General features: G+C 70.1%; 25 protein-coding genes. 19 read left to right on the top strand and 6 right to left on the bottom strand.

What is annotated here, in order from left to right; all coding sequences use genetic code 11:
• Positions 1-49 precede the first annotated feature (49 nt).
• From ACT541_RS01140 to ACT541_RS01090, 11 genes are all read left to right on the top strand, one after another.
• A complete protein-coding gene (locus ACT541_RS01140; RefSeq protein ID WP_476133619.1) occupies positions 50-919 on the top strand; it encodes a protein-L-isoaspartate O-methyltransferase family protein in 870 nt (289 codons plus the stop codon).
• Complete coding sequence (locus ACT541_RS01135) at positions 916-3,537, top strand: hypothetical protein (protein WP_476133617.1); 2,622 nt, start codon at positions 916-918, stop codon at positions 3,535-3,537. Before ACT541_RS01140 ends, ACT541_RS01135 begins: the two co-directional genes overlap by 4 nt.
• Positions 3,538-3,557: 20 nt before the next feature.
• Positions 3,558-4,520, top strand: a complete 963-nt coding sequence (locus ACT541_RS01130; protein ID WP_476133616.1) for an alpha/beta hydrolase — start codon at positions 3,558-3,560, stop codon at positions 4,518-4,520.
• 85 nt (positions 4,521-4,605) lie between these two features.
• Entirely contained in the window at positions 4,606-4,935 is a 330-nt protein-coding gene (locus tag ACT541_RS01125; RefSeq protein WP_476133615.1) for a cytochrome c, read from the top strand.
• 65 nt (positions 4,936-5,000) lie between these two features.
• Positions 5,001-5,273, top strand: a complete 273-nt coding sequence (locus ACT541_RS01120) for a hypothetical protein (RefSeq protein ID WP_476133614.1) — start codon at positions 5,001-5,003, stop codon at positions 5,271-5,273.
• A gap of 4 nt (positions 5,274-5,277) precedes the next feature.
• Entirely contained in the window at positions 5,278-6,000 is a 723-nt protein-coding gene (locus ACT541_RS01115) for a ferredoxin (protein ID WP_476133612.1), read from the top strand.
• Positions 5,997-6,425: a metallopeptidase family protein gene (locus tag ACT541_RS01110; protein ID WP_476133611.1), complete on the top strand. Its 429-nt coding sequence runs from the start codon at positions 5,997-5,999 to the stop codon at positions 6,423-6,425. Before ACT541_RS01115 ends, ACT541_RS01110 begins: the two co-directional genes overlap by 4 nt.
• An 88-nt stretch (positions 6,426-6,513) precedes the next feature.
• Positions 6,514-7,119, top strand: coding sequence for a 3-isopropylmalate dehydratase small subunit (gene leuD, locus ACT541_RS01105; RefSeq protein ID WP_476133609.1), 606 nt, complete (start codon positions 6,514-6,516; stop codon positions 7,117-7,119).
• Positions 7,120-7,211: 92 nt separating this feature from the next.
• Complete coding sequence (locus tag ACT541_RS01100; protein ID WP_476133607.1) at positions 7,212-7,835, top strand: LysE family translocator; 624 nt, start codon at positions 7,212-7,214, stop codon at positions 7,833-7,835.
• A 20-nt stretch (positions 7,836-7,855) separates the two neighbouring features.
• The gene (locus tag ACT541_RS01095; protein WP_476133606.1) at positions 7,856-8,242 is read left to right on the top strand and encodes a RidA family protein; all 387 of its coding nucleotides are present in this window, start codon (positions 7,856-7,858) and stop codon (positions 8,240-8,242) included.
• A gap of 43 nt (positions 8,243-8,285) precedes the next feature.
• Positions 8,286-9,059 (top strand): bestrophin-like domain, encoded by a 774-nt coding sequence (locus ACT541_RS01090; protein WP_476133605.1) that lies wholly within the window; start codon positions 8,286-8,288, stop codon positions 9,057-9,059.
• Positions 9,060-9,063: 4 nt separating this feature from the next.
• On the opposite strand, the gene tam is transcribed toward ACT541_RS01090, so the two are convergent.
• The 4 genes from tam to ACT541_RS01070 all read right to left on the bottom strand — a co-directional run bounded on the left by tam (position 9,064) and on the right by ACT541_RS01070 (position 12,798).
• Positions 9,064-9,840: a trans-aconitate 2-methyltransferase gene (tam, locus tag ACT541_RS01085; protein ID WP_476133604.1), complete on the bottom strand. Its 777-nt coding sequence runs from the start codon at positions 9,838-9,840 to the stop codon at positions 9,064-9,066.
• A gap of 110 nt (positions 9,841-9,950) precedes the next feature.
• On the bottom strand, positions 9,951-11,117 hold the full coding sequence (locus tag ACT541_RS01080) for a GGDEF domain-containing protein (protein WP_476133602.1): 1,167 nt from the start codon (positions 11,115-11,117) through the stop codon (positions 9,951-9,953).
• Positions 11,118-11,259: 142 nt separating this feature from the next.
• Positions 11,260-12,297 carry an aspartate-semialdehyde dehydrogenase gene (locus tag ACT541_RS01075; RefSeq protein ID WP_476133601.1) on the bottom strand — a complete coding sequence of 346 codons (1,038 nt, stop codon included), beginning with the start codon at positions 12,295-12,297 and terminating at the stop codon, positions 11,260-11,262.
• Positions 12,298-12,591: 294 nt separating this feature from the next.
• A complete protein-coding gene (locus ACT541_RS01070) occupies positions 12,592-12,798 on the bottom strand; it encodes a hypothetical protein (protein WP_476133599.1) in 207 nt (68 codons plus the stop codon).
• On the opposite strand from ACT541_RS01070, the gene ACT541_RS01065 reads away from it, so the two are divergent.
• The 3 genes from ACT541_RS01065 (at position 12,797) to ACT541_RS01055 (ending at position 16,543) form a co-directional block, all read left to right on the top strand.
• Entirely contained in the window at positions 12,797-13,747 is a 951-nt protein-coding gene (locus tag ACT541_RS01065; RefSeq protein WP_476133597.1) for a TAXI family TRAP transporter solute-binding subunit, read from the top strand. The two genes, ACT541_RS01070 and ACT541_RS01065, sit on opposite strands and share 2 nt — an antisense overlap.
• 97 nt (positions 13,748-13,844) lie before the next feature.
• A complete protein-coding gene (locus ACT541_RS01060; protein ID WP_476133595.1) occupies positions 13,845-16,139 on the top strand; it encodes a TRAP transporter permease in 2,295 nt (764 codons plus the stop codon).
• Complete coding sequence (locus tag ACT541_RS01055) at positions 16,136-16,543, top strand: DUF1850 domain-containing protein (RefSeq protein ID WP_476133593.1); 408 nt, start codon at positions 16,136-16,138, stop codon at positions 16,541-16,543. Before ACT541_RS01060 ends, ACT541_RS01055 begins: the two co-directional genes overlap by 4 nt.
• Here the strand turns inward: ACT541_RS01055 and ACT541_RS01050 are convergent.
• Positions 16,515-17,315, bottom strand: coding sequence for a phosphatase PAP2 family protein (locus ACT541_RS01050; protein WP_476133592.1), 801 nt, complete (start codon positions 17,313-17,315; stop codon positions 16,515-16,517). The genes ACT541_RS01055 and ACT541_RS01050 overlap by 29 nt on opposite strands.
• 117 nt (positions 17,316-17,432) lie before the next feature.
• Here ACT541_RS01050 and ACT541_RS01045 point away from each other — a divergent pair, with 117 nt between their 5' ends.
• On the top strand, positions 17,433-18,086 hold the full coding sequence (locus ACT541_RS01045; RefSeq protein ID WP_476133590.1) for a LysE family translocator: 654 nt from the start codon (positions 17,433-17,435) through the stop codon (positions 18,084-18,086).
• A 125-nt stretch (positions 18,087-18,211) separates the two neighbouring features.
• Here ACT541_RS01045 and ACT541_RS01040 read toward each other — a convergent pair whose 3' ends face one another.
• Positions 18,212-18,859 (bottom strand): septation protein A, encoded by a 648-nt coding sequence (locus tag ACT541_RS01040; RefSeq protein ID WP_476133588.1) that lies wholly within the window; start codon positions 18,857-18,859, stop codon positions 18,212-18,214.
• A gap of 136 nt (positions 18,860-18,995) precedes the next feature.
• On the opposite strand from ACT541_RS01040, the gene ACT541_RS01035 reads away from it, so the two are divergent.
• The 4 genes from ACT541_RS01035 to ACT541_RS01020 all read left to right on the top strand — a co-directional run bounded on the left by ACT541_RS01035 (position 18,996) and on the right by ACT541_RS01020 (position 23,738).
• The gene (locus ACT541_RS01035) at positions 18,996-19,820 is read left to right on the top strand and encodes a hypothetical protein (RefSeq protein ID WP_476133587.1); all 825 of its coding nucleotides are present in this window, start codon (positions 18,996-18,998) and stop codon (positions 19,818-19,820) included.
• A 130-nt stretch (positions 19,821-19,950) separates the two neighbouring features.
• Positions 19,951-21,243, top strand: a complete 1,293-nt coding sequence (locus ACT541_RS01030) for a S1C family serine protease (RefSeq protein ID WP_476133586.1) — start codon at positions 19,951-19,953, stop codon at positions 21,241-21,243.
• A 27-nt stretch (positions 21,244-21,270) separates the two neighbouring features.
• Entirely contained in the window at positions 21,271-22,290 is a 1,020-nt protein-coding gene (locus ACT541_RS01025) for an NADH-quinone oxidoreductase subunit B family protein (protein ID WP_476133584.1), read from the top strand.
• Positions 22,287-23,738, top strand: a complete 1,452-nt coding sequence (locus tag ACT541_RS01020) for a nickel-dependent hydrogenase large subunit (RefSeq protein WP_476133582.1) — start codon at positions 22,287-22,289, stop codon at positions 23,736-23,738. The genes ACT541_RS01025 and ACT541_RS01020 overlap by 4 nt, the downstream gene beginning before the upstream one ends.
• Positions 23,739-23,818 lie beyond the last annotated feature (80 nt).

The raw sequence follows: 23,818 nt of genomic DNA, 5'->3' as shown, positions 1-23,818 counted from the left end.
CGCGATCGTGCCGGTCTTCCGCGCGATTCGCCGCTCGGGAGGGGATCGAATGGACCGACGTTCGTTGCTCGCCGGTGCCGCGGCCTTCGCCGCGACCGCCTCGTTGCGGTCTTACGCCCGCGCCGACGTGCCCAAGCCCTACGACTGGAACGTCACGCCGCCGATCGGCGACGAGAAGAGCTTCGTCCAGTGGATGGTCGCCAACCGCGGCGAGGACCCGAAGTATCTCGCCGAGCGCTTCCAGCGCTTCCAGACGATGATCGCCAACCGCGATCTCTGGGAGGCCCGCAACAAGCGCGCCTTTCTCATGACGCCGCGCGAGGAATTCGTGCTGCCGGCGAATCTCGCTCGCGCCTACGAGCACGCCTTCCTCGACATCGGCTGGGGCGTCACCATCTCCGGCCCGTTCCTGGTCGGGCGCATGACCTCGACGATCGATCCGAAGATGGGCGAGAAGGTGCTCGAGATCGGTACCGGCTCGGGCTACCAGTCGGCCTATCTCGCCAATCTGACCGACAAGGTCTTCTCGATCGAGATCATCAGGCCGCTCGCCGAACGCACCCGCTCGATCTACGACAAGCTGATCGCGCGCGGCTATTCCGAGTTCGCCGCCATCAAGTCGAAGAACGCCGACGGCTACTACGGCTGGGAGGAGGAAGGGCCCTTCGACAAGATCGTCGTGACCTGCGGCATCGACCACATTCCCCCGCCGCTCCTGCAGCAGCTGAAGCCGGGCGGCATCATGGTCATTCCGGTCGGCCCGCCGGGCGCCCAGCGGGTGCTGAAGGTGACCAAGGAGATCGCTGCCGACGGCACGGTCACGGTGCAGCGCTCGGACATCTACAACGGCAAGATCGTGCCCTTCGTGCCCTTCACCAAGCTCGAGGGCGAGGCCATCCAGGGCACGCACAACAAATGACGAGCTTCGACGAGCGCCGACACTGGAGCCTCTATCTCGCGGTCGGCCTCGTCGCGGGCGCGGTGATCGCGCTGCAGATCGGCATCATGCGCCTCTTCTCGGTGGGGAGCTGGGCGCATTTCGGCTCCTTCGTCGTGTCGCTCGCCATGCTCGGCTTCGGCCTGACCAGCGCGGTGATGAGCGTCGCGACGGGCTGGTTCGACCGGCACTGGCGCGGCGTCTCGACCGCCGCGCTGCTGGCCTTCGGGCCGCTGACGGTCGCCTCGAACCTCGCGGCGCAGCAGGTGCCGTTCAACGCCATCTTCATGCTCTCGGACCCGATGCAGAAGTGGCGGCTCGCCGCCAATTTCGGGCTCTATCTGCTGCCGTTCCTGGCGGGTGCCGCCTTCCTCGGCGTGGTGTTCCAGCAGGCGCGGACGTCGTTCAACCGCTTCTACTTCGCCGATCTCGCCGGCTCCGGTCTCTGCGGTCTCGTCTTCCTCGCCGCGATGTGGGTCTTCCCGCCGGAGGATCTCGTCACGGTGCCGCTCGTCCTGTGGGCGGCGGGGTCGCTCGCGTGGTTCCTCGCGCTCGGGCTCGGGCGCGAGGCGGGGGCGCTGCTCGCACTGGCGATCGTCGCGACGGTGGGGCATCACGTGCTGCCGCAGGCGGCGGGGCTGACCAAGCTCGCGACCTCGGACTACAAGGGCGTCGCCTATGCCCGCAAGTTCCCGGACGCGAGCCGCGTGCTCGAACGCAACTCGCCCTTCGGCCGGGTCGAGGTCTATGCGAGCTCGTACCTGCACTTCGCGCCCGGCCTCTCGGACAATGCCGCCTTCAACCTGCCGGAGATGCCGGCCAACGCCTATCTCGGCCTCTATGTCGACGGCGAGGGGCCGAGCGGGGTGATCGGCCGACTGCCGGAGAAGCAGACCGCCTATTTCCGCTATCTGCCGATGGTCTATCCCTATCTCCTCAGCCAACGACCGAAGACCTTCGTCACCCAGTTCGGCGGCGGCATCTCGACGGCGGTGGCGCTGGCGTCGGGCTCGTCGACGGTGACGGTGGCGGAGGGCAATCCGACCATTCTCGACGCCTTCCTGAACGATCCGGTGCTCCGGACCTTCACCGGCGACGTGCTGCGCGATCCGCGCGTCGAGGTGATCGACCGCGAGGGGCGGCTGTTCCTCGGCCACACCGACCGCCGCTTCGACGTGATCGATCTGAGTCTCGCCGACAGCGCCGGTCTCTCCAGCCCCGGCGGCTTCTCGATCGTCGAGAAGTTCTCCTACACGCGCGAGGCCTTCGCCGCGGCGATGCGGGCGCTGGAGCCGGGCGGCATCTTCTCGGTCACGCTTTGGAACAAGGAGGAGCCGCCGAAGTCGGTCCTGAAGCTCTACGCGACGCTGGCGCTGGCGGCCGGCGACGTCGAGCCGGCGAGCCGGGCGACGAGCTTCTACGCGGTCTCGACCTATCTCTCGACCACCACGGTGTTGTGGCGGCGCGGCGGCTTCTCGGCCGCCGACGTCGCGAAGCTCCGGGCGCATTCCAAGGCCATGTCCTTCGACGAGGTGGCGGCGCCCGATCTCGTGGTCGACACCGCCGAGCTGCCGAAGCTTCTCGCCGACTACCGCGCCCAGATCTTCGGCGACGGCAAGCCGGCGGCCGACGCTCCGCCCGGCGCCGATGCGGCCGGCGGGCCGGAGGCGGGTCCGGAGGACGGGGCCGGCGCGATGCCGTCGACGCGGCTGGCGCGCTTCGCCTGGAACGCGCTGCTCCACGGCGGCTGGGACGAGATCGCCCGCGACTGGGTGTTCGACGCCCGTCCGCTGACCAACGATCGGGCCTATTTCGCGGCCTACGTGAAGCCCGCCGATCTCGGCCGCGTCACCGACCGGCTGGAGATCCTGCAGGACGAATGGGGCTATCTGCTCTTATGGGCGACGCTGGCGGTCGCCTGCGTCGCGGCGGCGGTGCTGGTCGCCTTCCCCGTGGTCTTCGGCTGGCGGACGATCTTCTCGGCCTATCCCGGCAAGGGGCTGACCATCCTGTTCTTCGCCTGCCTCGGGCTCGGCTACATCATGGTCGAGGTCGGGCTGATCGCCAACTTCGTGCTGGCGCTGTCCAACGCCACGGTCTCGGCCTCGGTGCTGATCACCGGCATGCTGGTCTTCTCCGGCCTCGGCAGTCTCGTCTCGGAACGCATCCAGGCGCGGGCGCGGCGGATGCTGCCGCCGATCCTGGCGGCGATCGGGGCGATCCTGATCGTCTACGGCCTGGCGCTCGACCGCGTCCTCGATCTGATCGGCGGCTGGTCCTATGCGGCGCGGCTGGTCTTCTCCTTCGTGTTGATCTTCCCGCCGGCCTTCCTGATGGGTTTCCCGATGGCGACGGCGATGGGCTGGCTCGCCCGCCTCGGCAAGGAGCCGATGTTCCTGTGGGCCTGGGGCATCAACGGCTGCTTCTCGGTGATCGGCGCGGCGATCGTGCCGATCGTGGCGACGAGCTTCGGCCTCGGTGCGGTGCTGTTCATCGCCGGCGCGGCCTATCTCTTGGCGGTGCCGGCCTTCTTCGCGGTGCTGGCGCCGGTCGCGAGCGACGATGCCGCCGTCGGCCGGACGGTCGGCGCCCACGGCTGAGGCATTCCTCGGAGGCGGTCATGGTCGATGCCTCGCAGCCCTTCTCGCCCGACCGCCGCCGGCTCCTCGCCGGCGCGGCGGCGCTCCTCGCGGCGGGCGGTTCGGCGCGCGCCGAGGGACGGGCGACGACGGCGATCGTGCCCTTCGAGACCTCGGCCTTTCCTTACGACGGCGAGATCCCCGATCGCGGCGGGCCGTTCCTCGACGTCGTCCGCGACGGCCGGCGCGGGCATACCTCGCCGCGCGGCGGGGTCTATTTCGAAGACCCGACCTATGCCGCGCGCGACGTGCTGATCGCCGCCCCCGCGGGGCTCGATCCGGCGCGGCCGCTCGCCCTCGTCGTGTTCTTCCACGGCAACCGGGCGCGCCTCGACCGCGACGTGATCGCCCGGCAGGGGGTCGCGCGCCAGCTCGCCGCCTCGGGGCTCAATGCCGTTCTCGTCGCGCCGCAGATGGCGGTCGACGCGCTCGACAGCAGCGCCGGGCGGTTCTGGACGCGCGGCCACTTCGCCCGCTTCCTCGCCGAGGCGGCGACGAAGGCGGCCGCGGCGCTGGGCCGACCGGGGCTCGAGGCGGCGCTCGGGCGGGCGCCGGTCTTCGTCGTCGCCTATTCCGGCGGCTATCTGCCGACGGCCTTCGCGCTGGAGCGCGGCGGAGCGGGCGAGCGCATCGCCGGGGTGATCCTGCTCGACGGGATCTATGCCGAGGAAGGGCGGTTCGCCGACTGGATCGGCCGGCGGGGACGCGCCTTCTTCTTCTCCGCCCATTCGCCGTCGACGCGGGCGGCGAACGCGACGTTGCGGGGGCTGCTGACGGCGCGCGGCGTGGCCGTGGCGGACGGGTTGCCGAAGGCGTTCTCGGCCGGCGAGGTGCGGTTCCTGGCGACGCCGGCCAACGTCGTCCACGACGACTTCCTGACGCGCGCCTGGATCGCCGATCCGTTGGCGGCGGTGCTGTCGCGGATTCCGGGCTTCCCGCGGTAGCGGCGGATGCGCAGAACCCCGCGCTGGTGGATCGACCGCGGCGCGCCTAGATTCGATCCAGGGACGGCAACGGCGGGAGGACATCATGGCCCACGGCGGTTCGACCCTTCTTCTCGCAGGCGCGACGCTCCTCCTCCTCGCCGCATCCGCGCTCGCCGACGGTTCGCCGGAGCGCGGCGCGGTACTGGCCAAGCGCTGGTGCGCGGCCTGTCACGTGGTGGCGTCCGACCAGACGACGGCCTCGGCCGACGCGCCGAGTTTCGCGGCGCTCGGTGCCTCCGGACGGATGACGCCGGACGTGCTCGCCGACTATCTGGCGATGCCCGGCACGGTGCACGGGCGGATGCCCGACTTCCAGCTCGGCCGCGGCGACATCGCCGATCTCGTCGCCCACGCCAAGGCGCAGGCGCATTGAAGACCGATGCCGCGCCCTTGCGGAAGGCGCGCGCGATCCCCATTCTCGCCCTCTCGGAGGGCGCGATGAACCGACGCGATGAGATCGAAGCGGAACGGCGGCGCGAGGCCGAGGCGGCGTTGGCCGGCGTGACGCGCGACGGCGAGGTGATCGGCACGTCCGGCGCCGCGCGGGTGCTGCGCGAGACAGCCGAGAAGGTCGGCGGTCATTTCGCCGGCTCCGATGCCGCGGCCGACGACGCCGTCGAGGTCTGGGGCAGGCGCATCGGCCGCGCTCTGGCGCTCGTCGTGGCGATCGGCCTCCTCGTCCATCTCGTCACCACCTATGTCCTGCGCTGATGCCATGAGCGAGCGGCGCGACGATCCGATCGACGAACGTACCCGCGAGCGCGCCGAGGCCGCCGTGCGCGCCGCCGGTCTCGCGCCGCGCGGCGTCGTGGTCTTCGGCGCCGAGGACGAGGCTCCCGCCTTCGACGACGGTCGGCCGGCGCGATCGGCGCTGCTCGTCGGCTGGCGCGGGCGCGAGGGCTGGGCGGGTTTCGCGACGTCGCCGGAGCGGACGGACGGGCTGCCCCATCCCCTCGACCGTTGGTCGGAACGGGTGATCGGCGGGATCGCGTCGGAGCTCGGCGCCGCGGCGGTCTTCCCCCATCGCGGCCCGCCGTGGTGGCCGTTCCAGCGCTGGGCGATGCGGGCGGAAGGGCTCGCCCAATCGCCGACCGGCATGCTGATCGACGCGACGCTCGGCCTCTGGCACGCCTTCCGCGGTGCGCTCCTCTTCGACCGGGTGATCGGGCGCGAGGCCGCCCCGCAGGACGCGCCCTGCACGACCTGCCGCACGCGTTCCTGCCTCGTCGCCTGTCCGGCGGATGCCTTCACCGGCGAGGCCTACGACGTCGGGCGTTGCCGCGGCTTTCTCGAGAGCCATGCCGGCGGGCTCTGCCGCACCGACGGCTGTCGGGCGCGCGATGCCTGCCCGGTCGGCCGTGCCCATCGCTATGCGCCCGACCAGATCCGCTTCCTCATGAGCGCCTTCCGCGCCTCGCTCCCGGAGACCTTCACGTGACCAAGCCCGCCGCGATCCTCGACTGGACCCATGTGACGGCCCCCGATCTCGATGCCTTCGAGGCGCTGGCGCATCAGACCTATGCTGGCCTGCCGGAGGAGTTCCGCCGGCTGACCGGCGAGGTGATCATCGCCATCGCCGAATTCCCCGAGGACGAGGTGCTGGAGGAGATGGAGATCGAGAGCCCGTTCGATCTCCTCGGCCTCTTCCAGGGCATCGGCCTGCCGCAGGGTGGGGCGGTGGCCGAGACCGGGCGCCTGCCCAATCGGATCTGGCTCTATCGCCGCCCGATCCTCGACTGGTGGGCCGAACACGGCGAGAGCCTGGGGGCGATCGTCTCCCACGTGCTGATCCACGAGATCGGCCATCACTTCGGCTTCTCCGACGACGACATGGACGCGATCGAGGCGCTGGTCGCCGACTGACGTCGAAGCGGCGCGAACCGCCTTCGGGGCTTTGACGGCCCGCCAAAACACGGCTAGAAGCCGGTCAACGGATTTCGGAGGTCTTCCCATGGACAAGTTCACGACGCTGACCGGCGTTGCCGCGCCGCTGCCGATCGTCAACATCGACACGGACATGATCATCCCCAAGCAGTTCCTGAAGACGATCGAGCGCACGGGCCTCGCCCGCGGTCTCTTCTTCGAACTGCGGTTCAACGAGGACGGTTCGGAGAAGCCGGACTTCGTTCTGAACAAGGACAGCTGGCGCAAGGCGCAGATCATCGTCGCCGGCGACAACTTCGGCTGCGGTTCGAGCCGCGAGCACGCGCCGTGGGCGCTGCTCGACTACGGCATCCGTTGCGTGATCTCGACGTCCTTCGCCGACATCTTCTACAACAACTGCTTCAAGAACGGGATCCTGCCGATCCGCGTCTCCCAGGCCGACCTCGACAAGCTGATGGACGACGCCAACCGCGGCGCCAACGCCACGCTGACGGTCGATCTCGCCGCGCAGGAGATCCGCGGTCCGGACGGCGGCACCGTCAAGTTCGACATCGACCCGTTCCGCAAGCACTGCCTGCTCGAGGGCCTCGACGACATCGGCCTGACGATGCAGAAGGGCGAGGCGATCGAGGCCTACGAGGCGAAGACCGCCTCGGCGCGCCCCTGGGCTTGATTTCGGCTTCACCGCCGCAGAAGATCGCGAAGGGACGGCCATGGCCGTCCCTTCGACGTTTCTGGACACGACTTCCACGGAAGGACGCTGCGATGGATCTCGGAATCTGGCCGATCTTCGTGCCCGCCGCCTTCGCCATGAACATGTTCCCCGGCCCCAACAACGTGCTGGTGATGAGCCATGCCGCCCGCCACGGGCTCGGCACCGCGGTTCTCGCCGCGGGCGGGCGCTTCCCGCCCTTCGCGGTCTTCGTGCTCGCCGCCGCCATCGGCCTCGGCGCGCTGCTCGCCACCTCGGCCGAGCTCTTCGCGGCGCTGAAGTTCGTCGGCGCGGCCTATCTGATCTGGCTCGGCGTCGAGATGATCCGGGCGAAGCCCGCCGCGGACGAAGAGGAAGGGGCGACGAGCCTCAAGGCGCTGTTCTCGCGCGAGTTCTTCACCGCGGCGACGAACCCCAAGGCGATGCTGGTCTTCGGCGCCTTCTTCGCGCCCTTCGTCGATCCGAGCCGCCCCGCCTTCGGACAGATCGTCACGCTCGGTGCGGTGGCGCTCGGGCTCGAATTCGTCGCCGTGATGCTCTATGCCATGGCCGGATCCCACGTCGGCCGCTTCGCGCGCTCGCCCCGGGGGCTCGTTCTCGTCGAACGGATCTCGGGCGGGGCGCTGATCGCCGCCGGCATCGCGCTTCTCTTCGCTCGTCGCCCGGCGAGCGCCTGATCGATCGAAAGGATGTTCCCATGACCGCTCGTCGTCTGATCTCCTCCGGTTCCGCCTTCGAGAAGGTGGGCGGCTATTCGCGCGCCGTGGCGCAGGACGACTGGTGCTGGGTCTCCGGCACCACCGGCTACGACTATGCCGCGATGCAGATGCCCGAGAGCCTCGAGGCGCAGACCCGCAACGCCATGAACACCATCACCAAGGCGCTGAACGAGGCGGGCTTCCACCTCGCCGACGTGGTGCGGGCGACCTACTACGTCACCGAGGCCGCGATGATGGACGCGGTGTTCCCGATCGTCGGCGAGTATTTCGCCGACGTGCGCCCGGCCGCGACGATGATCGTCTGCGGTCTGGTCAAGCCCGAGATGAAGATCGAGATCGAGGTCACCGCCAAGCGCAAGGCCTGATCGCATACCCCGTCCGGTCGCCGCGGCGAGGGGGAGAGAATCGATGTGGAATCAACTCGGGCAGGCGAGCGATCTCGTCGTGCTGACGCTGCTCGCCTCGATCGCCGCCGTGATGGCGGTCGTGGTCGCGGAACTCGCCCATCGCTTCCTCTTCGTGCGGCGGCTCGACGAGGTCGATCCCCACTCCAAGCAGTTCGAGGTGGTCCACGGGAGCCTCCTCGCCTTCATCGCCTTCATGCTGGCGATCTCGGTGGCGGAGGTGCGCTCGAACTTCGGCGTCGCCGACGACGCGGTGTCGCGCGAGGGCATGCACGTCGCCTCCTTCGCCCGTGACATCGGCGAGCAGGAAACCGTCTGGGCGGGCGAGACGCTGGCGCTGTTGCGGCGCTACGTCGAGGTGGTGACGACCGACGAATGGCCCCGGCTCGGCGCGGTCGAGCCGCGCCTGTCACCCGAAGCGCAGACCCTGCTCGACCGGTTGCGCGGCAAGCTGCGCGACCTGAAGGTCGGCGACGTGACCCGCAGCGCGCTCTTCGCCCGCCACGATGCGCTCGAGCTCGATCGTGCGATCCGCTTCGAACACGCCACGCGATCGATCCCGCGCGTCTTCTGGCTGCTGATCGGCGGCTTCCTGGTCGGCGCCATGGTGATGAACGGGCGCTATCGCCAGACCTTCTTCACCCGGACGCTGGTCGGGGTGCATTTCGCCGCCATCGGCCTGTCGGTGGCGCTGATCGTCATCCTCGACGCGCCGTTCCGCGGCGAGACCTCGATCGCGCCCGCCCCGCTGGTCGAGGCGCTCAAGCGCTTCGTCTGACCCGTCAGGCCGCCCGGACCGCGACGAAGAACAGACGCGGGAAGCGGAAGAGCACCCGGCCGTCGACGGTGCGCGGATAGGCCGCCGCGATCTCGGCCTCGTATTCGGCGCGGAAGGCGGGGCGCGCCGTCTCGTCGAGGGCGTCGAGGAAGGGGCGAAGGCCGGTCGAGGAAATCATCTCGACGATCGCCTCGGGGCCGGCGAGCGGGTGGACGTAGGTCGTCCGCCAGACGTCGACGCGGGCGGCGAGCGGCGCCAGGAGATCGTAGGTCTTCTCGATCGAGGAAATCCGCGTGCGGGAATCGACCACGTCGGCGAGGGCCGCCGCGAAGGCCGGCCGGCGGGCGACGTCGCGCATGCGGGCATGGCTCGGCTCGTCCTGATTGTCGGGCATCTGCACCGCCAGGACGCCGCCGGGGGCGAGATGGCCCATCAGCCGCGGCAGCAGGGTGTCGTGGTTCGGGAGCCACTGCAGCGCGGCGTTGGAGAAGATCAGGTCGACCGGCTCCTCGGGCGCCCAGGTCGCGGCGTCGGCCTCGGCGAACCGGGCGGCGGGCAGGCGTGCGCGCGCCTTGTCGAGCATCGCCGGGGAAGTGTCGATGCCGAGGACGTCGGCCTGCGGCCAGCGCGCGACGAGCGGCGCGGTCGAGGCGCCGGCGCCGCAGCCGAGATCGACGATGCGCTTCGGCGCCGCGATGTCGATGCGGGCGAGGAGATCGGCGATCGGCCGGTCGCGCTCGTCGGAGAAGCGGGCGTAGAGGGTGGGGTTCCAGTCGGCCATGGCGGGCTCCGGGCGTGAACCGCTCCGGTCGGCCGGCGCGGGGCGGCGTGCCCGGAGACGATCGCCTTCTACCATCCCGCCGGCGCGCCTGCCACGGCGGCCGTGCGTGGTCACGCCGTCGTGTCGTCGCCCGCCTCGAGCGCTGGATCGTGCAGCCGGCAACGATCGCCGCCGTCGTGCTTGGCGGCATAGAGCGCGACGTCGGCCCGGCGGATCAGCGCGGCGAGATCGATCGCCTCGGGCGGGCAGATGGCGATGCCGGCGCTGACCGAGACGTGGAGCGGCCGATCGCCGATCCGGTGCTCGGTTCGCGACACCGCGGCACGGGCACGTTCCGCCACGGCGAGGGCCGTCGCCGCGCCGGCGCCGGGCAGGAAGAGGATGAACTCCTCGCCGCCGAAGCGGGCGACGACGTCGTCGCGGCGGACGGAGGCGGCGATGTCGGCGGCGATCGCGCGCAGCACGACGTCGCCGAAGGCATGGCCGAACTCGTCGTTGAGGCGCTTGAAGCGATCGGCGTCGAAGACGACGACGGCATCGTCGGCTCGCGGCGCCGCCGGGGTCGTGTCGTAGAAGGCGCGCCGGTTGGCGATCCCGGTCAGCACGTCGGTGCGGGCGAGGCGGTCGAGCTGGCGGTTGCTGCGTTCCAGCACCAGGATCACCGCGAAGAGGGCGACCATCAGCTTGAGGGTGACGACCAGGATGAAGCCGGTCGACGGCATCACGAGGGTCTGTCGCCCGGAGGCGAACTGGACCGCGAGGACGGCGCAGGTCACGCCGACGGCGGCGAAGACCAGCGCCGCGGGATCGCGCGCCGGCAGCGGTTCGCTCCGTCGGTCCATCCGGAAGCGGACGGCGAGGACCAGATAGGCGACGGCGCCGATGCCGTTGAAGACCGTCGCCCGCAGCGCGTCCTGCGTATGGAAGCCGGTCGCCAGTCCCACGGCGAGCACGACGAGGGGAACGAGGTGGACGAGCGGCGACCACCGCATGCGCCGCCGGCTGCTCAGTTCGCAGGCGCCGACGACCAGCAGCGTGTAGCCGAAGAGGCCGAGCGTGAGATTGACGAGGCTGAGCGCCGCATGGTGCGGATGGTCGACCTCGGCCAGGCCGGCGAGCGTCGAGCCGAGCGCCTGGGCGAGGTAGCCGGCGGCCATGGCGCCGGTGCCGAGCCCGTCGCGTGAATGCCAGCGGACGTAGGCCAGCGCCGTTCCACCCGCCAGATAGGAGGTCTTGAGGACGAACAGGACAGTGGCGAGGTCGAGGTTCGCGGTCATGGGCGGGATCCCGTCGGCGTTGCCGGAGATTCGCGCCGTCCGATGTCGCCGCGGCGACGGGCCTCGTGCTCGGCGCGGGGTGGACATGCGATCGGCGCCCCGAGAGGCGCCGATCCTGTCTCGTCGACGGCCGTCGCGCCGATCAGGCGGCCTTGCCGGCCTTGGGCGTGATCAGCTTGCGGTTGATCAGCACCTCGGCGATCTGGATGGCGTTGAGCGCCGCGCCCTTGCGCAGGTTGTCGGAGACACACCAGAAGGCGAGGCCGTTCTCGACGGTCGTGTCCTCGCGGATGCGGCTGATGTAGGTCGCGTCTTCGCCGGCCGCCTCGTAGGGGGTGATGTAGCCACCCGGCTCGTGCTTGTCGATGACCAGGCAGCCCGGGGCTTCGCGCAGGATGTCGCGGGCCTCGTCGGCCGAAACCGTCTTCTCGAACTCGACGTTGACCGACTCGGAGTGCGAGATGAACACCGGCACGCGGACGCAGGTGGCGGTCAGCCTGATCTTCGGATCGAGGATCTTCTTGGTCTCCGCCATCATCTTCCACTCTTCCTTGGTGAAGCCGTCTTCCATGAAGACGTCGATCTGAGGAATGAGGTTGAAGGCGATGCGCTTGGGGAACTTCTTCGGCTCGACCGGATCGGTGACGAACACCGCGCGGGTCTGGGTGAAGAGCTCGTCCATGGCTTCCTTGCCGGCGCCGGAGACCGACTGGTAGGTCGAGACCACCACGCGCTTGATGGTGTACTCGTCGTGCAGCGGCTTCAGCGCCACGACGAGCTGGGCGGTCGAGCAGTTCGGGTTGGCGATGATGTTCTTCTTGGTGAAGCCGACGATGGCGTCGGCGTTCACTTCCGGAACGATCAGCGGCACCTCGGCGTCGTAGCGCCAGGCCGAGGAGTTGTCGATGACGACGCAGCCCTGGGCGCCGATCTTGGGCGACCATTCCTTCGACACCGAACCGCCGGCCGACATCAGGCAGATGTCCGTGTCGGAGAAGTCGTAGTGGTCGAGCACCTTGCACTTCAGCGTCTTGTCGCCGAAGGAGACCTCGGTGCCGAGCGAACGGGCGGAGGCCAGCGCCACGACTTCCGAAACCGGAAATCCGCGCTCGGCCAGGATGTCGAGCATTTCACGTCCGACGTTGCCGGTGGCTCCGACGACTGCGACCTTGTAACCCATCTTCAGATTCCCCGCATGAACGACCACTCTCCCGTTTCACGGAGAGGACCTCGGGGATCGCTTTTTCGAGGGTGTCGAAGAAGGAACCGTTCGGTCCTCCGCTGCCCTCGTCACCCGCCGGGAGAGGGCTGCGGGAGGTCGAGAGCCTGCGTCAGCCGGCGACTTTCGTCGCCGTCGTCGTGGTCGTTTTGATTTTCGTCGTGGTGACGAACGACATGACGGACACGTGTTCCCGAACAGTTGATCCCGCGCGACGCGCGAGCCCTTCCGAAAAGCCCGAAAGAGGCGGGGAAGTCAAGGGGCGCGCGCCACATCCGCGCTTCCCCGCAGCCGGCCGGCATGGCGTTCGCGAAACGAACGGATGACCGAAAAAATGCCGCGGTCGGCGAAATTGCGGGATTCCGTGGTTGCCGTCGGGCCGCGATCGCGCGACAGTTCCTGGACGATCGGCCTGCGAGAAACGACGGGCCGACGGCGGGGAAACCAGGGAGAGACGGCCATGAAGGCACGTTCCGCGATCGCGGCGCTCGGTGCGCTGGCGATCATGACGGCGTCGTCGATCGGCGCACGCGCCGACGAGTTCATCACGGTCCTGACGGGCGGCACTTCGGGCGTCTACTACCCGATGGGCGTCGCCATCGCCAAGATCTACGGCGAGAAGATCGCCGGCGCCCGGCCGACGGTGCAGGCCACCAAGGCCTCGGTCGAGAACCTCAACCTCTTGCAGCAGGGCAAGGGCGAGGTCGCCTTCACCCTCGGCGACAGCCTCGCCGCCGGCTGGACCGGCGATCAGGAGGCCGGCTTCAAGGCCAAGCTCGACAAGCTGCGCGGCATGACCGCGATCTATTCGAACTACATCCAGATCGTCGCCTCGCACGACAGCGGCATCAAGACGCTGGCCGATCTCAAGGGCAAGCGCCTGTCGGTCGGCGCGCCGAAGTCGGGCACCGAGCTCAACGCGCGGGCGATCCTGGCGGCGGCGGGCCTCGCCTACGCCGATCTCGGCAAGGTCGAGTACCTCTCGTTTGCCGAATCCGTCGAGCTGATGAAGAACCGTCAGCTCGACGCGACGCTGCAGTCGGCCGGTCTCGGCGTCGCCTCGATCCGCGACCTCGCGACCTCGGTCGACATCACCGTCGTCGAGATCCCCAAGGCGGTGGTCGAGAAGGCGGGCGCACCCTTCGTCGCCACCGACATCCCGGCCGGCACCTACGGCAAGCAGGACAAGGCGGTGCCGACGGCGGCGGTGGTGAACTATCTCGTCACCCGCTCCGATCTTTCCGACGACCTCGTCTATCAGATGACCAAGTCGATCTACGAGAACCTCGGCGAGCTGCAGGCGGCCCACGCCGCGGCCAAGGCGATCAGAATCGAGAACGCCAAGGTCGGCATGCCGGTGCCGATGCATCCGGGTGCCGCCAAGTACCTCGCCGAACACGGCGTGAAGTGATCCCGCGACGCCCGGGCGGGGCCTTCCCGCCCGGCGCTCTCATCGCGCGTGGACGGGGGGTCCGCGCGACGGCGCATGCTCATTCGGGAACGGCGAGATGATCCATCAGGCGACGACGCACGACGACGAAGGGCCGATCGGTCCGGCGATCGATCCGGAACACGGCATTCCGGCCGACCACGGCGACGGCTTCGGCGGTCGGCTGTTCTACTGGATCTCGGTCGCCTTCGCGGCCTTCCAGGTGGTGACGGCCTTCTCGATCCCGCTCGACAAGCCGATCGTCGCCGGCCTGACGGCGATCCACTTCACCGCCGGCGCCTTCGCGCTCTGGGCGGTGTGGATCGCGATCGCGGGTCTCCGCGGGCGGATCGGCCTCGACGCGCCGCTCGGCTTCGTGAGCCTGCTCGTCGCCTTCGGGCTGGTCGCCTGGTACACCGGCAACCCGCCGAGCCAGATCGTGCGGACGCTGCACGTCGGCTTCCTCTGCATGGTCGGCGGCCTCGCCCTGGCGCTGCACCGGTCCAAGGGACCGATGGACCGCGTCTTCCTCGTGATCCTGGCGGTCGCCGGCTTCTTGGTCGGGCTCTATCACTGGGCCTTCTACCACGATCTGGTGGTGCGATCGGGCGACCTGACGCAGGCCGACATGGTGGTCGGCATCACCGCGATCTCGGTGCTCTTCGTGCTGGTCTGGCGCTTCATGGGCCCGGCGCTGCCGATCGTGGCGGGCACGTTCCTCGCCTATTGCCTGTTCGGCCATTGGCTGCCCAAGCCCTTCGACCATCGGCCCTACGGGCTCGAGCAGGTGGTCGAGCACATGGCCTTCGGCACCGAGGGCATCTACGCCACGCCGACGCTGGTGTCGGCGACCTACATCTTCCTCTTCATCCTGTTCGGCTCGTTCCTGGAGAAGGCCGGGATGATCGGCCTCTTCACCGACGTCGCCATGGGCCTCTTCGGCGCGGCGCGCGGCGGGCCGGCCAAGGTGGCGGTGTTCTCCTCGGCGCTGATGGGCACGATCTCGGGCTCGGGCGTCGCCAACGTCGTCGCCGTCGGTCAGTTCACGATTCCCTTGATGAAGCGCTTCGGCTATCGGGCGGCCTTCGCCGGCGGCGTCGAGGCGACGGCCTCGATGGGCGGGCAGATCATGCCGCCGGTGATGGGCGCGGTCGCCTTCATCATGGCCGAGACGATCGACGTTCCCTACGTCGAGATCGTCAAGGCGGCGGTGGTGCCGGCGATCCTCTACTACGTCTCGGCCTTCCTCGCGGTGCATCTGGAAGCCGGCAAGTGCGGTCTCCTCGGCCTGCCCAAGGATCAGCTGCCCGACGCGCTCGGCTCGCTGAAGCAGCGCTGGCATCTGGTGCTGCCGCTCGCCGTGCTCGTCTGGCTGCTGTTCTCGGGCTACACGCCGCTCTTCGCCGGCTCGGTCGGCCTCGCCCTGACGGTCCTCCTGGTGATCGCCGGTTCGCTGCTGCTCGGGGTCGAGCGGCAGGCGATCCGCTTCGGCTTCTGGATCGGCCTCGGCGTCATCGCCGGCGCTTCGCTGGCGGTCGGCGTCACCACCATGCTGGCGCTGGTCGGGTTGGCGGTGGTGATGGGCACGCTGTCGGTCGGCGGGCGGGCGACGCTGATCGTCTGCCGCGACGCCTTCGCCGACGGTGCCCGTCAGGCGCTGCCGGTCGGTCTCGCCTGCGCCGTTGTCGGCCTCGTCGTCGGCACGATGACGCTGACCGGCGTCGGCACGATCTTCGGCAACTGGGTGGTGGCGGTCGGCAAGGATTCGCTGATCGCCTCGCTGATGCTGACGATGGTGGTCAGCCTGATCCTCGGCATGGGCATCCCGACCATCCCGAACTACATCATCACCTCGTCGATCGCGGCGCCGGCGCTCTTGGCGCTCGGCGTGCCGCTGATCGTCTCCCACATGTTCGTCTTCTACTTCGGCATCATGGCGGACCTGACGCCGCCGGTGGCGCTCGCCGCCTTCGCCGCGGCGCCGATCGCCCGGACCTCCGGCTTCAAGATCGGCTTCGAGGCGATGCGCATCGCGCTGCCGGGCTTCGTCATCCCCTATCTGGCGGTCTACGACCCGGCGCTGATGCTGCAGCCGCACGGGGCGGCGAGCGCCTTCGCCCACTGGATGGACGTCGCCTACGTGGTGGTGAAGGCGGCGGCGGCGATCGCGCTGTGGGGCGCGGCGGCGGTCGGCTACGGCCGGGCGCATCTGACGCTGCTCGAACGGGCGATCGCGGTGGCGGCGGCGGGCTTCCTGATCACCGCGGTGCCGTGGACCGACGGCGTCGGCTTCGCCCTCGGCATCGGCTTCCTCGTCCTGCATCTCGCCCGGACGCGGGGTGCGGTGGCGTCCGCGTCGGCGAGCCGGTCGTGAAACTCTGCCTGATCGCCGGGGGGGTCGTCGTCGCGCTCTCCGGCGACAGGGCGACACTTTCGTGGACCCACTCGGTCGAGCGTCAGGTCTGGGAAGAGGACTGGCGCGCGACGACGCGCGGGCCGGTGGTCGAGACGGCGCGGGTGCGCGGCTCGGGCGCCGGGATGGAACCGGGGGCGGACGCGCGGCTCGTCGACGGCGCCTGGGTCTGGCATCCGAAGGTTCCCCCGACCCCCGCGGTGCGGCTGGCGCGCTCCGGCGCCACGGCGGATTGGCGGCTCTGCGAGGGCGGCGCCTGCCGGCCGTTCGAGGCGCTGTTGCCGGCGAAGGTGCCGTCGGTCGACCTGACCGTCTGCGACGACGCCGGGCGCCCGCTCACGCCTTCGGGCGGAACGGGGCGATGAGCTTCTCGCCGAGACCGGCGAGGAAGGCTTCGACCGCGTCGACCTTCGCCTGAGGCAGGCGGACGAGGACGAGTTCACGCAGCCCCAGCAGCACGGTCGCGATCAGGCACCACGAGATCATCACGTCCGAGAGGAAGTGCGAGCCGAAGATCACCCGGTTGAACGAGATCGCCAGCGTCCAGCCGACGGTGACGATCAGGGTGGGGCGGCGGAAGCGCTCCGGCACGACGAAGACGAGACCGACCAGCCAGGCCGCGCTCGCCGCCTCGCCGGAGGGGAAGGAGCAGTTGTTGGTCGGGCAGTCGCCGCCCAGCACCCAGGCCGGCTGGAAGCGCCAGTCGCCGCCGAAGATCGTCGTCTCGATCGGGCGGGGTCGGCTCCACAGTTCCTTGAAGAAGACGTTGATCAAGAGGCCCGGGCCGGCGGCGAGCGTCGCCAGCACGTAGAGGAGGCCGCGCATCGGGATCGCCTTGGCGAGCATCGGCACGAGGATCTTGGCCAGCACGGCGAGGACGACGAGGACCGCCGCCCAGCGCGTCACGCCCATGCCGGCGCGGCGCAGCGCGAGGAGCACGGGCACGTCCTCGAGCGGAAAGGTCGTCGTCGGCTTGACGCCCGGATGGAAGAAGAGACGCGCGACGGCGAGATCGATCGACGGCAGCGCGACGGCGATCAGCGAGACGAAGGCGGTCAGGAGCGCCGCGGCGAGCACGGGGCGGGTGGTCGCGAGCGTCGCGATGCGCGCCCGGATGCCTTCGATGCCGTCGACCATGCCGTCTCCTCGTGTTGCATCCGGCAGCGGGGCTGCCGGTCGCCCATGCTCTAGCCGGTTCGGGCGACGCGTGCAAAAGTCGGCCGCGACGACACCCGATCACGAGAGGGCGAGCGCATGATCGACGGCGGATGGATGGCGGCGCTGCCTTCGGGCGGCACGGTCGCGGCCTATGTGGCGGCGGTGCTGCTGCTGGTCTTCACGCCGGGGCCGGACATGGCGCTGTTCCTCGGGCGGACGCTCGCCCACGGGCGGAAGGCGGGCTTCGCCGTGCTCGCCGGCACGACGGTCGGGCTCTATGCCCACACGGTGCTCGCCGCCCTCGGGTTGTCGGCGCTGCTCGCGGCCTCGGCCACCGCCTTCACGGCGCTGAAGTGGATCGGCGCGGCCTATCTCGTCTGGCTGGCGGTGGCGACACTGCGCCACGGCTCGGCCTTCAACCCGCGCACGGCGGGCGAGGCGGAGACGCCGATGCGGTCCTTCCTGGTCGGCGTCGGGGTCAACCTGCTCAATCCGAAGATCGTGCTGTTCTTCGTGACCTTCCTGCCGCAGTTCGTCGACCCGGCCGATCCTCATGCCGCCTTCAAGATCGCCTTCCTCGGCGGGCTCTACGGGCTCATCGGGGCGCCGTGCTGCGCGATGCTGATCCTGGGAGCGGAGCGGGTGTCGGGAGCCTTCGCGCGATCCGAACGGCTGCGTCGGGCGCTCGACTGGTCGGTGGCGACGCTCTTCGGGGCGTTCGCGGCGCGGCTCGTGCTGTCGCGGGGGTGAAGTCTTCGGCTTTCGGCAGATCGCTTGCGCGATGCCGAAAGCGGATCTCCGAAAATCCCCCGGCGAGGGCCGGGATTTTCGGAGAATGGAATACGAAACTCCGATCTGGACGATCGGATTTCGTATCAGGCCCGATCGGACGGCGTGGCCTCGTCCTCGGCCGGGGCGGGGCCGTGCTTCTGGATCAGCGGCACCTGGGAGAGCGCGAAGAGGAAGGTGATCGGCATCACGCCGAAGACCTTGAAGGTCACCCAACTCGACTGGGCGATGGCGCCGGTTCCGACCAGATGACGCAGCACCTCGTTGAGGCCGGCGAGGAAGAAGAAGAACAGGCCCCAGCGGAAGGTCAGCTTGCGCCAACCCTCGGCGTCGAGGTCGAAGGCGGCGTCGAGCGCCACCTGCAGGAACGACTTGCCGAAGGCGAGGCCGCCGAGCAGCGTCGCGCCGAACAGGATGTTGACGATGGTCGGCTTCAACATGATGAAGGTGTCGTCGGCGAAGATCAGCGTCAGCGTGCCGAACACCAGCACGACCGCGCCGGAGACGAGCGGCATCACCGCCACCTTGTGGAAGAGCCGCCAGCCGACGATCAGCGCCACCGCGGTCGCCACCATCAGCGCGCCGGTCGCCGGCAACAGGCCGTGGTCGCGGTTGGTCAGCATGTAGACGAGGAAGAACACGCCGAGCGGTCCCATCTCCAGCGCCGGGCGTCGCCAGTCGTGGCTCGGTCTGGCGGCCGCGGGGGTCGTCTGCGTCTCGGGCGTGATGCTCATGGTCTCTTCCGTCGCGTGTCGCCGTTTCCCGTGCTCGGGGTGGGCCCAGAGGCTCGTATCACATGGTGCGTGTTTCGTCGCGCGCCAGAGCGGGGCACTCTTGCTGCCACGCGAACGATTCGCCCCGGGGTTCCCCATGCTCGCCGAAGTCGTCACCTGGCTCGCCACCCCCGCCTCGCTCGATGCCCGGCGGACCGGCCATCTGACGGCGGCGGTGTCGCTGTGGTCGCGCGGTTTCCGCTGCCGCCGCGCCTGGGGGCCGCACGAGGCCCGGTGCCATGCGGTGGTCGACCGGGCGATCGAAGCTTGCGAGCGGCGCCGCACGGCGATCGTGCTCGGCTCGGGACTGGTGCGCGACGTGCCGCTCGACCGGCTGGCGGCCGCCTTCGAGACGGTGCTGCTGGTCGACGTGGTGCATCTGTGGCCGGCGCGCTGGAAGGCGCGGCGGCATCGCAACGTCCGCCTCGTCGATCTCGACATCACCGGTTCGACCGACCTGATCCTCGACCGGGCGACCGGGCTCTCCGATCCGTTGGCGCGGCTCGCCGCCGATCCGACGGTCGATCTGGTGATCTCGGCCAACTGCCTCAGCCAGCTGGCGCTGCTGCCGCTGGAGCGGCTCGCGGCGATGAACTCCTCGAAGCGCCGCCGCCATGCCGATCTCGGGCGGCGGATCGTCGAGGGCCATCTCGTCGCGCTCGAGCGCTTCTCCGGCCGGGTCTGCCTGCTCACCGACAGCGAGGGGCGCGACGTCGACGCGGAAGGCCGCGTGCTCGAGCGCCGCGACCTGCTCGAAGGCGTGACGCTGCCGCCCGCCGACGAGGACTGGGACTGGGAACTGGCGCCGATCGGCGAGCAGGCACCCGATCACGCCATCGTCCACCGCGCCCATGGGTTCGCCGACTGGCACGGCTCGGTGGCACGCGGGCGACGGGCGCGCTCGGGCGGACCTGCTCGATGACGGAAATCGTCATCGTCGCGGGCCTTTCGTCGGCTTGAACGCGCTCGCGTCCCCGCGTAGCTTCCGATCGAAGGGTCGACGTCGGGTGGACCCCGGGGGGCCCGATCGGGCGAGGGCTTGGGAGGCAGGGATGTCGTCGACGGACAGCAACCGGGTGGCGAAGACGGTCGGCCGGATCGCGGGCATGGCGCTCGTCGCCGGTGCGGCGATGTTCGGCGCGACGATTTCGGGCACGACGGCGGCGCGAGCGGGCACGCCCTATTCGATCGACCGCGAGGTCGACGAGGTGCGCGGCTGGACCATCGCCGCCAACGCCCAGCGTCAGGGCTGCTTCGCCTTCGCGACCTTCAAGTCCGACACCTCGATCGAGCTCGGCTTCGACACCAAACAGGACAACGCCTTCATGGTCTTCGCCAACGAGAGTTGGGACAAGATCAAGGTCGGGACGAACTACGACCTCAAGCTGATCTTCGACGGCTCCAAGAGCTGGAACGGCAAGGCGGTCGGCGTGAAGATCGGCAAGCTCTACGGGCTGGCGCTGGAGAACGTGAAGGCCGAATTCGTCATCGACTTCGCCCGCCATTCGACCATCCAGGTGAACTACAACGGCAAGCGGCTCGACGGCTTCAACCTCGCCGGCACGCGCGCGGCGATCCAGTCGGCGATCTCCTGCTCGGAGGACGTCCAGAAGGGCCGCGTCGCCTTCGACGAGGAGAAGACGAGCGAAGAGGCGCCGCCGCGTCGCGAGGCCAAGGAGGAGAAGCCGGCCGAGACCCCGAAGAAGGGGTCGAGCGTCTCCACCGGCACCGGCTTCTTCGTCTCCGACAAGGGCCACCTGATGACCAACGCCCATGTGGTGGAGGACTGCGACGAGGCCGAGCTGAAGCTGCCCGACGGGCGCGCCGCCAAGGCCTCGATCCTGGCGCGGTCGAGCCAGAACGACCTCGCCGTGCTGAAGACCGAGCTGAAGCCCTCCAACGTCGCCAAGTTCCGCTCCGGCGGGCAGATCCGCCTCGGCGATCCGATCGTGCTGTTCGGCTATCCGCTGGCGGGCGAGCTGACGGTGACCGGCAATCTCTCGACCGGTCTCGTCTCGGCGATGGCCGGCCCCGGCGAGGACGTGACGCGGATGCAGATCTCGGCGCCGGTCCAGTCGGGCAATTCCGGCGGCGCGGTGGTCGACCAGTCGGGCAAGGTGGTCGGCGTCGTCGTGGCCAAGGCCAACACGCGGGCGCGCGGCGACGGCGCGACCGAGGTGCTGCAGAACGTCAACTTCGCCATCAAGTCGGGCGTCGCGGGCTACTTCCTCGACGCCAACCAGGTTCCCTACGCGCAGGAGCCGTCCGATGGCGACAAGTCGACGGCGGACGTCGCCGCGATCGCGAAAGACTTCACCGCGCTGGTGATCTGCCGCAGCCGCTGAGGCGGACGGCGGGTCCGGAGACCCGACATGACGGGCGAACGCTTCTCGGTTCTCTGGCTGCAGGCCGGCAGTTGCGGCGGCTGCACCATGGCGGTGCTGGAACACGGCGCCCGTGGTCTGTTCGACGCGTTCGACCGGGCCGGGATCGAACTCCTGTGGCACCCGTCGGTCAGCGTCGAGACCGGCTCGGAGGCGCGCGCCATCCTCGAGAGCGTCGAGCGCGGTGAACGGCGGCTCGACGCGCTGGTGATCGAGGGTTCCGTCCTGCTCGGGCCGAACGGCTCGGGGCGCTGCCAGATGCTCGCCGGGACCGGGCGGACCATGGCCGACTGGGTGCGGTCGCTCTCGACCCGCGCCGGCGTCGTCGTGGCGGTCGGCTCCTGCGCCGCCTTCGGCGGTATTCCCGCCGCCGCGCCCGATCCGGCCGAGGCGATCGGTCTGCAGTTCGACGGGGCCGAACGCGGCGGCGCGCTCGGCGCCGACTTCGCAGCCACAGGCGGGTTGCCGGTCGTCTCGATCGCCGGCTGTGCGCCGCATCCCGGCTGGATCGTCGAGACGCTGCAGGCCCTGGCGCGCGGCGCGCTGGTGGCGGCCGATCTCGACGCCTTCGGCCGGCCGAAGTTCTTCGCCGACCACCTCGCCCATCACGGCTGTTCGCGCAACGAGTTCTACGAGTTCAAGGCGAGCGCCGAACGGGCGTCGGACCGCGGCTGCATGATGGAACATCTCGGCTGCAAGGCGACGCAGGCGGTCGGCGACTGCAATCAGCGCGGCTGGAACGGCGAGGGCTCCTGCACCCAGGGCGGCTACGCCTGCATCGGCTGCACCTCGCCGGGCTTCGAGGAGGCGCGCGGCTTCCTGGCCACGCCGAAGATCGCCGGCATTCCGGTCGGTCTGCCGCTCGATATGCCCAAGGCCTGGTTCATGGCACTGGCGGCGCTGTCGAAGTCGGCGACGCCGAGGCGGGTCCGGGTCAACGCCGTCGCCGACCGGGTGGTGGTGCCGCCGGGGCGCGGCCGCAAGGGCGGCGAAGGGAGCGAGACGTGACGCGGGTTCTGGTCGGGCCGTTCAATCGCGTCGAGGGCGACCTCGAGGTCGCGCTCGACATCGAGGCGGGCGTCGTCCGGCGTGCCGAGGTCGGCGTGCCGCTCTATCGCGGCTTCGAGCAGATCCTGGTCGGCCGCCCGCTCGACGACGCGCTGGTGATCGCGCCGCGCATCTGCGGCATCTGCTCGGTGTCGCAGTCGCTGGCGGTGGCCCGCGCCATCGCCTCCTTCTCCGGCCTCGTGCCCGAGCGCAACGGCGAGCTGGCCGCGGCGATCGCCCACGGGGCGGAGAACGTCGCCGATCATCTGACCCATTTCCACCTCTTCTTCATGCCCGACTTCGCGCGGGCCGCCTACGCCGATCGGCCGTGGTATCCGGCGGTCGCCGAGCGTTTCGCGGCGATCCGCGGGACGACGTCGGCGACGTTCCTGCCGGCGCGGGCGCGGCTGCTCGAGGTGATGGGTGTCGTCGCCGGCAAATGGCCGCACAGCCTCGCCTTCCGCGCCGGCGGCACGACGCGGGCGCTGGGGCTCGGCGAGATCATGCGGCTCGGCACCATCTTCGCCGACGTCCGGGCCTTCGCCGAGGGACCGCTGTTCGGCCGGCCGCTCGAGGCGATCGCCGGGCTGGCGAGCCTCGCCGATCTCGATCGGGTCTCCGACGGACCGAGCGACTTCTCGGCTTTCCTCAGGCTCGCCCGCGATCTCGATCTCACCCGGCTCGGCCGTGGGCCGGGCCTCGTGATGAGCGTCGGCGCCTATCCGGGCGTCGGCCGCGACGGGGCACACGAATTCCGCGCCGGGGTGATGGAGACGGCGGATCTCGTCCATCGGCCGCTCTCGATCGACGCGATCACCGAGGATCCGGCCCATGCCTGGATCGCCGGCGAGGCCGGGCCGCCGGCACGGGCGACGACGGCGCCGGATCTCGAGCGCGCCGGGGCCTATTCCTGGGCGCGGGCGCCGCGGCTCGACGGCCGGGCGGTCGAGGTCGGTGCGCTGGCGCGTCAGCTGGTCGACGGCGACCCGCTCGCCGCCGCGCTGGTGCGCGAGGCCGGCGGTACCGGCGTCGCCGCACGGGTGATCCTGCGGCTGGTGGAATCGGCGCGCGTGCTCCTCGCGATGGAACGCTGGGTGGCGGCGATCGCCCGTGGCGCCTCCTTCTGCTCGGAGGGACAGAGCCAGACCGACGGGTCGGGCGTCGGTCTGGTGGAAGCCGCGCGCGGCAGCCTCGCCCATTGGACGACGGTGCGCGGCGGGCGGATCGGCCGCTGGCAGATCGTCGCGCCGACCACCTTCAACTTCTCGCCGCGCGACGCGGCCGGCGTGGCCGGTCCGCTGGAGGGTGCGCTCGAGGGGCTCGCGGTCGGCGAGGCGGGCGCCGAAGCGGTCGCGGTGCAGCACGTGGTGCGCTCCTTCGACCCCTGCATGGTCTGCACCGCCCACTGAGCGCCATGCGGCGCGACCGTCTTCTTGCGTCCGGACACTCCATTCGAACACCATGCCGACGACGTCCTCGCCACCCGCTG

The organism is Pinisolibacter sp. DMC100, assembly GCF_056313705.1.
Note: the sequence above shows the minus strand (reverse complement) of the source record. Positions and strands in the feature narration are given on the sequence as shown.

What these genes read in the sequence shown, in the direction of transcription:
- ACT541_RS01140 (WP_476133619.1), top strand. Translation starts at nt 50, where the DNA reads ATGGACCGACGTTCGTTGCTCGCCGGTGCCGCGGCCTTCGCCGCGACC.
- ACT541_RS01135 (WP_476133617.1), top strand. Translation starts at nt 916, where the DNA reads ATGACGAGCTTCGACGAGCGCCGACACTGGAGCCTCTATCTCGCGGTC.
- ACT541_RS01130 (WP_476133616.1), top strand. Translation starts at nt 3,558, where the DNA reads ATGGTCGATGCCTCGCAGCCCTTCTCGCCCGACCGCCGCCGGCTCCTC.
- ACT541_RS01125 (WP_476133615.1), top strand. Translation starts at nt 4,606, where the DNA reads ATGGCCCACGGCGGTTCGACCCTTCTTCTCGCAGGCGCGACGCTCCTC.
- ACT541_RS01120 (WP_476133614.1), top strand. Translation starts at nt 5,001, where the DNA reads ATGAACCGACGCGATGAGATCGAAGCGGAACGGCGGCGCGAGGCCGAG.
- ACT541_RS01115 (WP_476133612.1), top strand. Translation starts at nt 5,278, where the DNA reads ATGAGCGAGCGGCGCGACGATCCGATCGACGAACGTACCCGCGAGCGC.
- leuD (WP_476133609.1), top strand. Translation starts at nt 6,514, where the DNA reads ATGGACAAGTTCACGACGCTGACCGGCGTTGCCGCGCCGCTGCCGATC.
- ACT541_RS01100 (WP_476133607.1), top strand. Translation starts at nt 7,212, where the DNA reads ATGGATCTCGGAATCTGGCCGATCTTCGTGCCCGCCGCCTTCGCCATG.
- ACT541_RS01095 (WP_476133606.1), top strand. Translation starts at nt 7,856, where the DNA reads ATGACCGCTCGTCGTCTGATCTCCTCCGGTTCCGCCTTCGAGAAGGTG.
- ACT541_RS01090 (WP_476133605.1), top strand. Translation starts at nt 8,286, where the DNA reads ATGTGGAATCAACTCGGGCAGGCGAGCGATCTCGTCGTGCTGACGCTG.
- tam (WP_476133604.1), bottom strand. Translation starts at nt 9,840, where the DNA reads ATGGCCGACTGGAACCCCACCCTCTACGCCCGCTTCTCCGACGAGCGC.
- ACT541_RS01080 (WP_476133602.1), bottom strand. Translation starts at nt 11,117, where the DNA reads ATGACCGCGAACCTCGACCTCGCCACTGTCCTGTTCGTCCTCAAGACC.
- ACT541_RS01075 (WP_476133601.1), bottom strand. Translation starts at nt 12,297, where the DNA reads ATGGGTTACAAGGTCGCAGTCGTCGGAGCCACCGGCAACGTCGGACGT.
- ACT541_RS01065 (WP_476133597.1), top strand. Translation starts at nt 12,797, where the DNA reads ATGAAGGCACGTTCCGCGATCGCGGCGCTCGGTGCGCTGGCGATCATG.
- ACT541_RS01070 (WP_476133599.1), bottom strand. Translation starts at nt 12,798, where the DNA reads ATGGCCGTCTCTCCCTGGTTTCCCCGCCGTCGGCCCGTCGTTTCTCGC.
- ACT541_RS01060 (WP_476133595.1), top strand. Translation starts at nt 13,845, where the DNA reads ATGATCCATCAGGCGACGACGCACGACGACGAAGGGCCGATCGGTCCG.
- ACT541_RS01050 (WP_476133592.1), bottom strand. Translation starts at nt 17,315, where the DNA reads ATGGTCGACGGCATCGAAGGCATCCGGGCGCGCATCGCGACGCTCGCG.
- ACT541_RS01045 (WP_476133590.1), top strand. Translation starts at nt 17,433, where the DNA reads ATGATCGACGGCGGATGGATGGCGGCGCTGCCTTCGGGCGGCACGGTC.
- ACT541_RS01040 (WP_476133588.1), bottom strand. Translation starts at nt 18,859, where the DNA reads ATGAGCATCACGCCCGAGACGCAGACGACCCCCGCGGCCGCCAGACCG.
- ACT541_RS01035 (WP_476133587.1), top strand. Translation starts at nt 18,996, where the DNA reads ATGCTCGCCGAAGTCGTCACCTGGCTCGCCACCCCCGCCTCGCTCGAT.
- ACT541_RS01030 (WP_476133586.1), top strand. Translation starts at nt 19,951, where the DNA reads ATGTCGTCGACGGACAGCAACCGGGTGGCGAAGACGGTCGGCCGGATC.
- ACT541_RS01025 (WP_476133584.1), top strand. Translation starts at nt 21,271, where the DNA reads ATGACGGGCGAACGCTTCTCGGTTCTCTGGCTGCAGGCCGGCAGTTGC.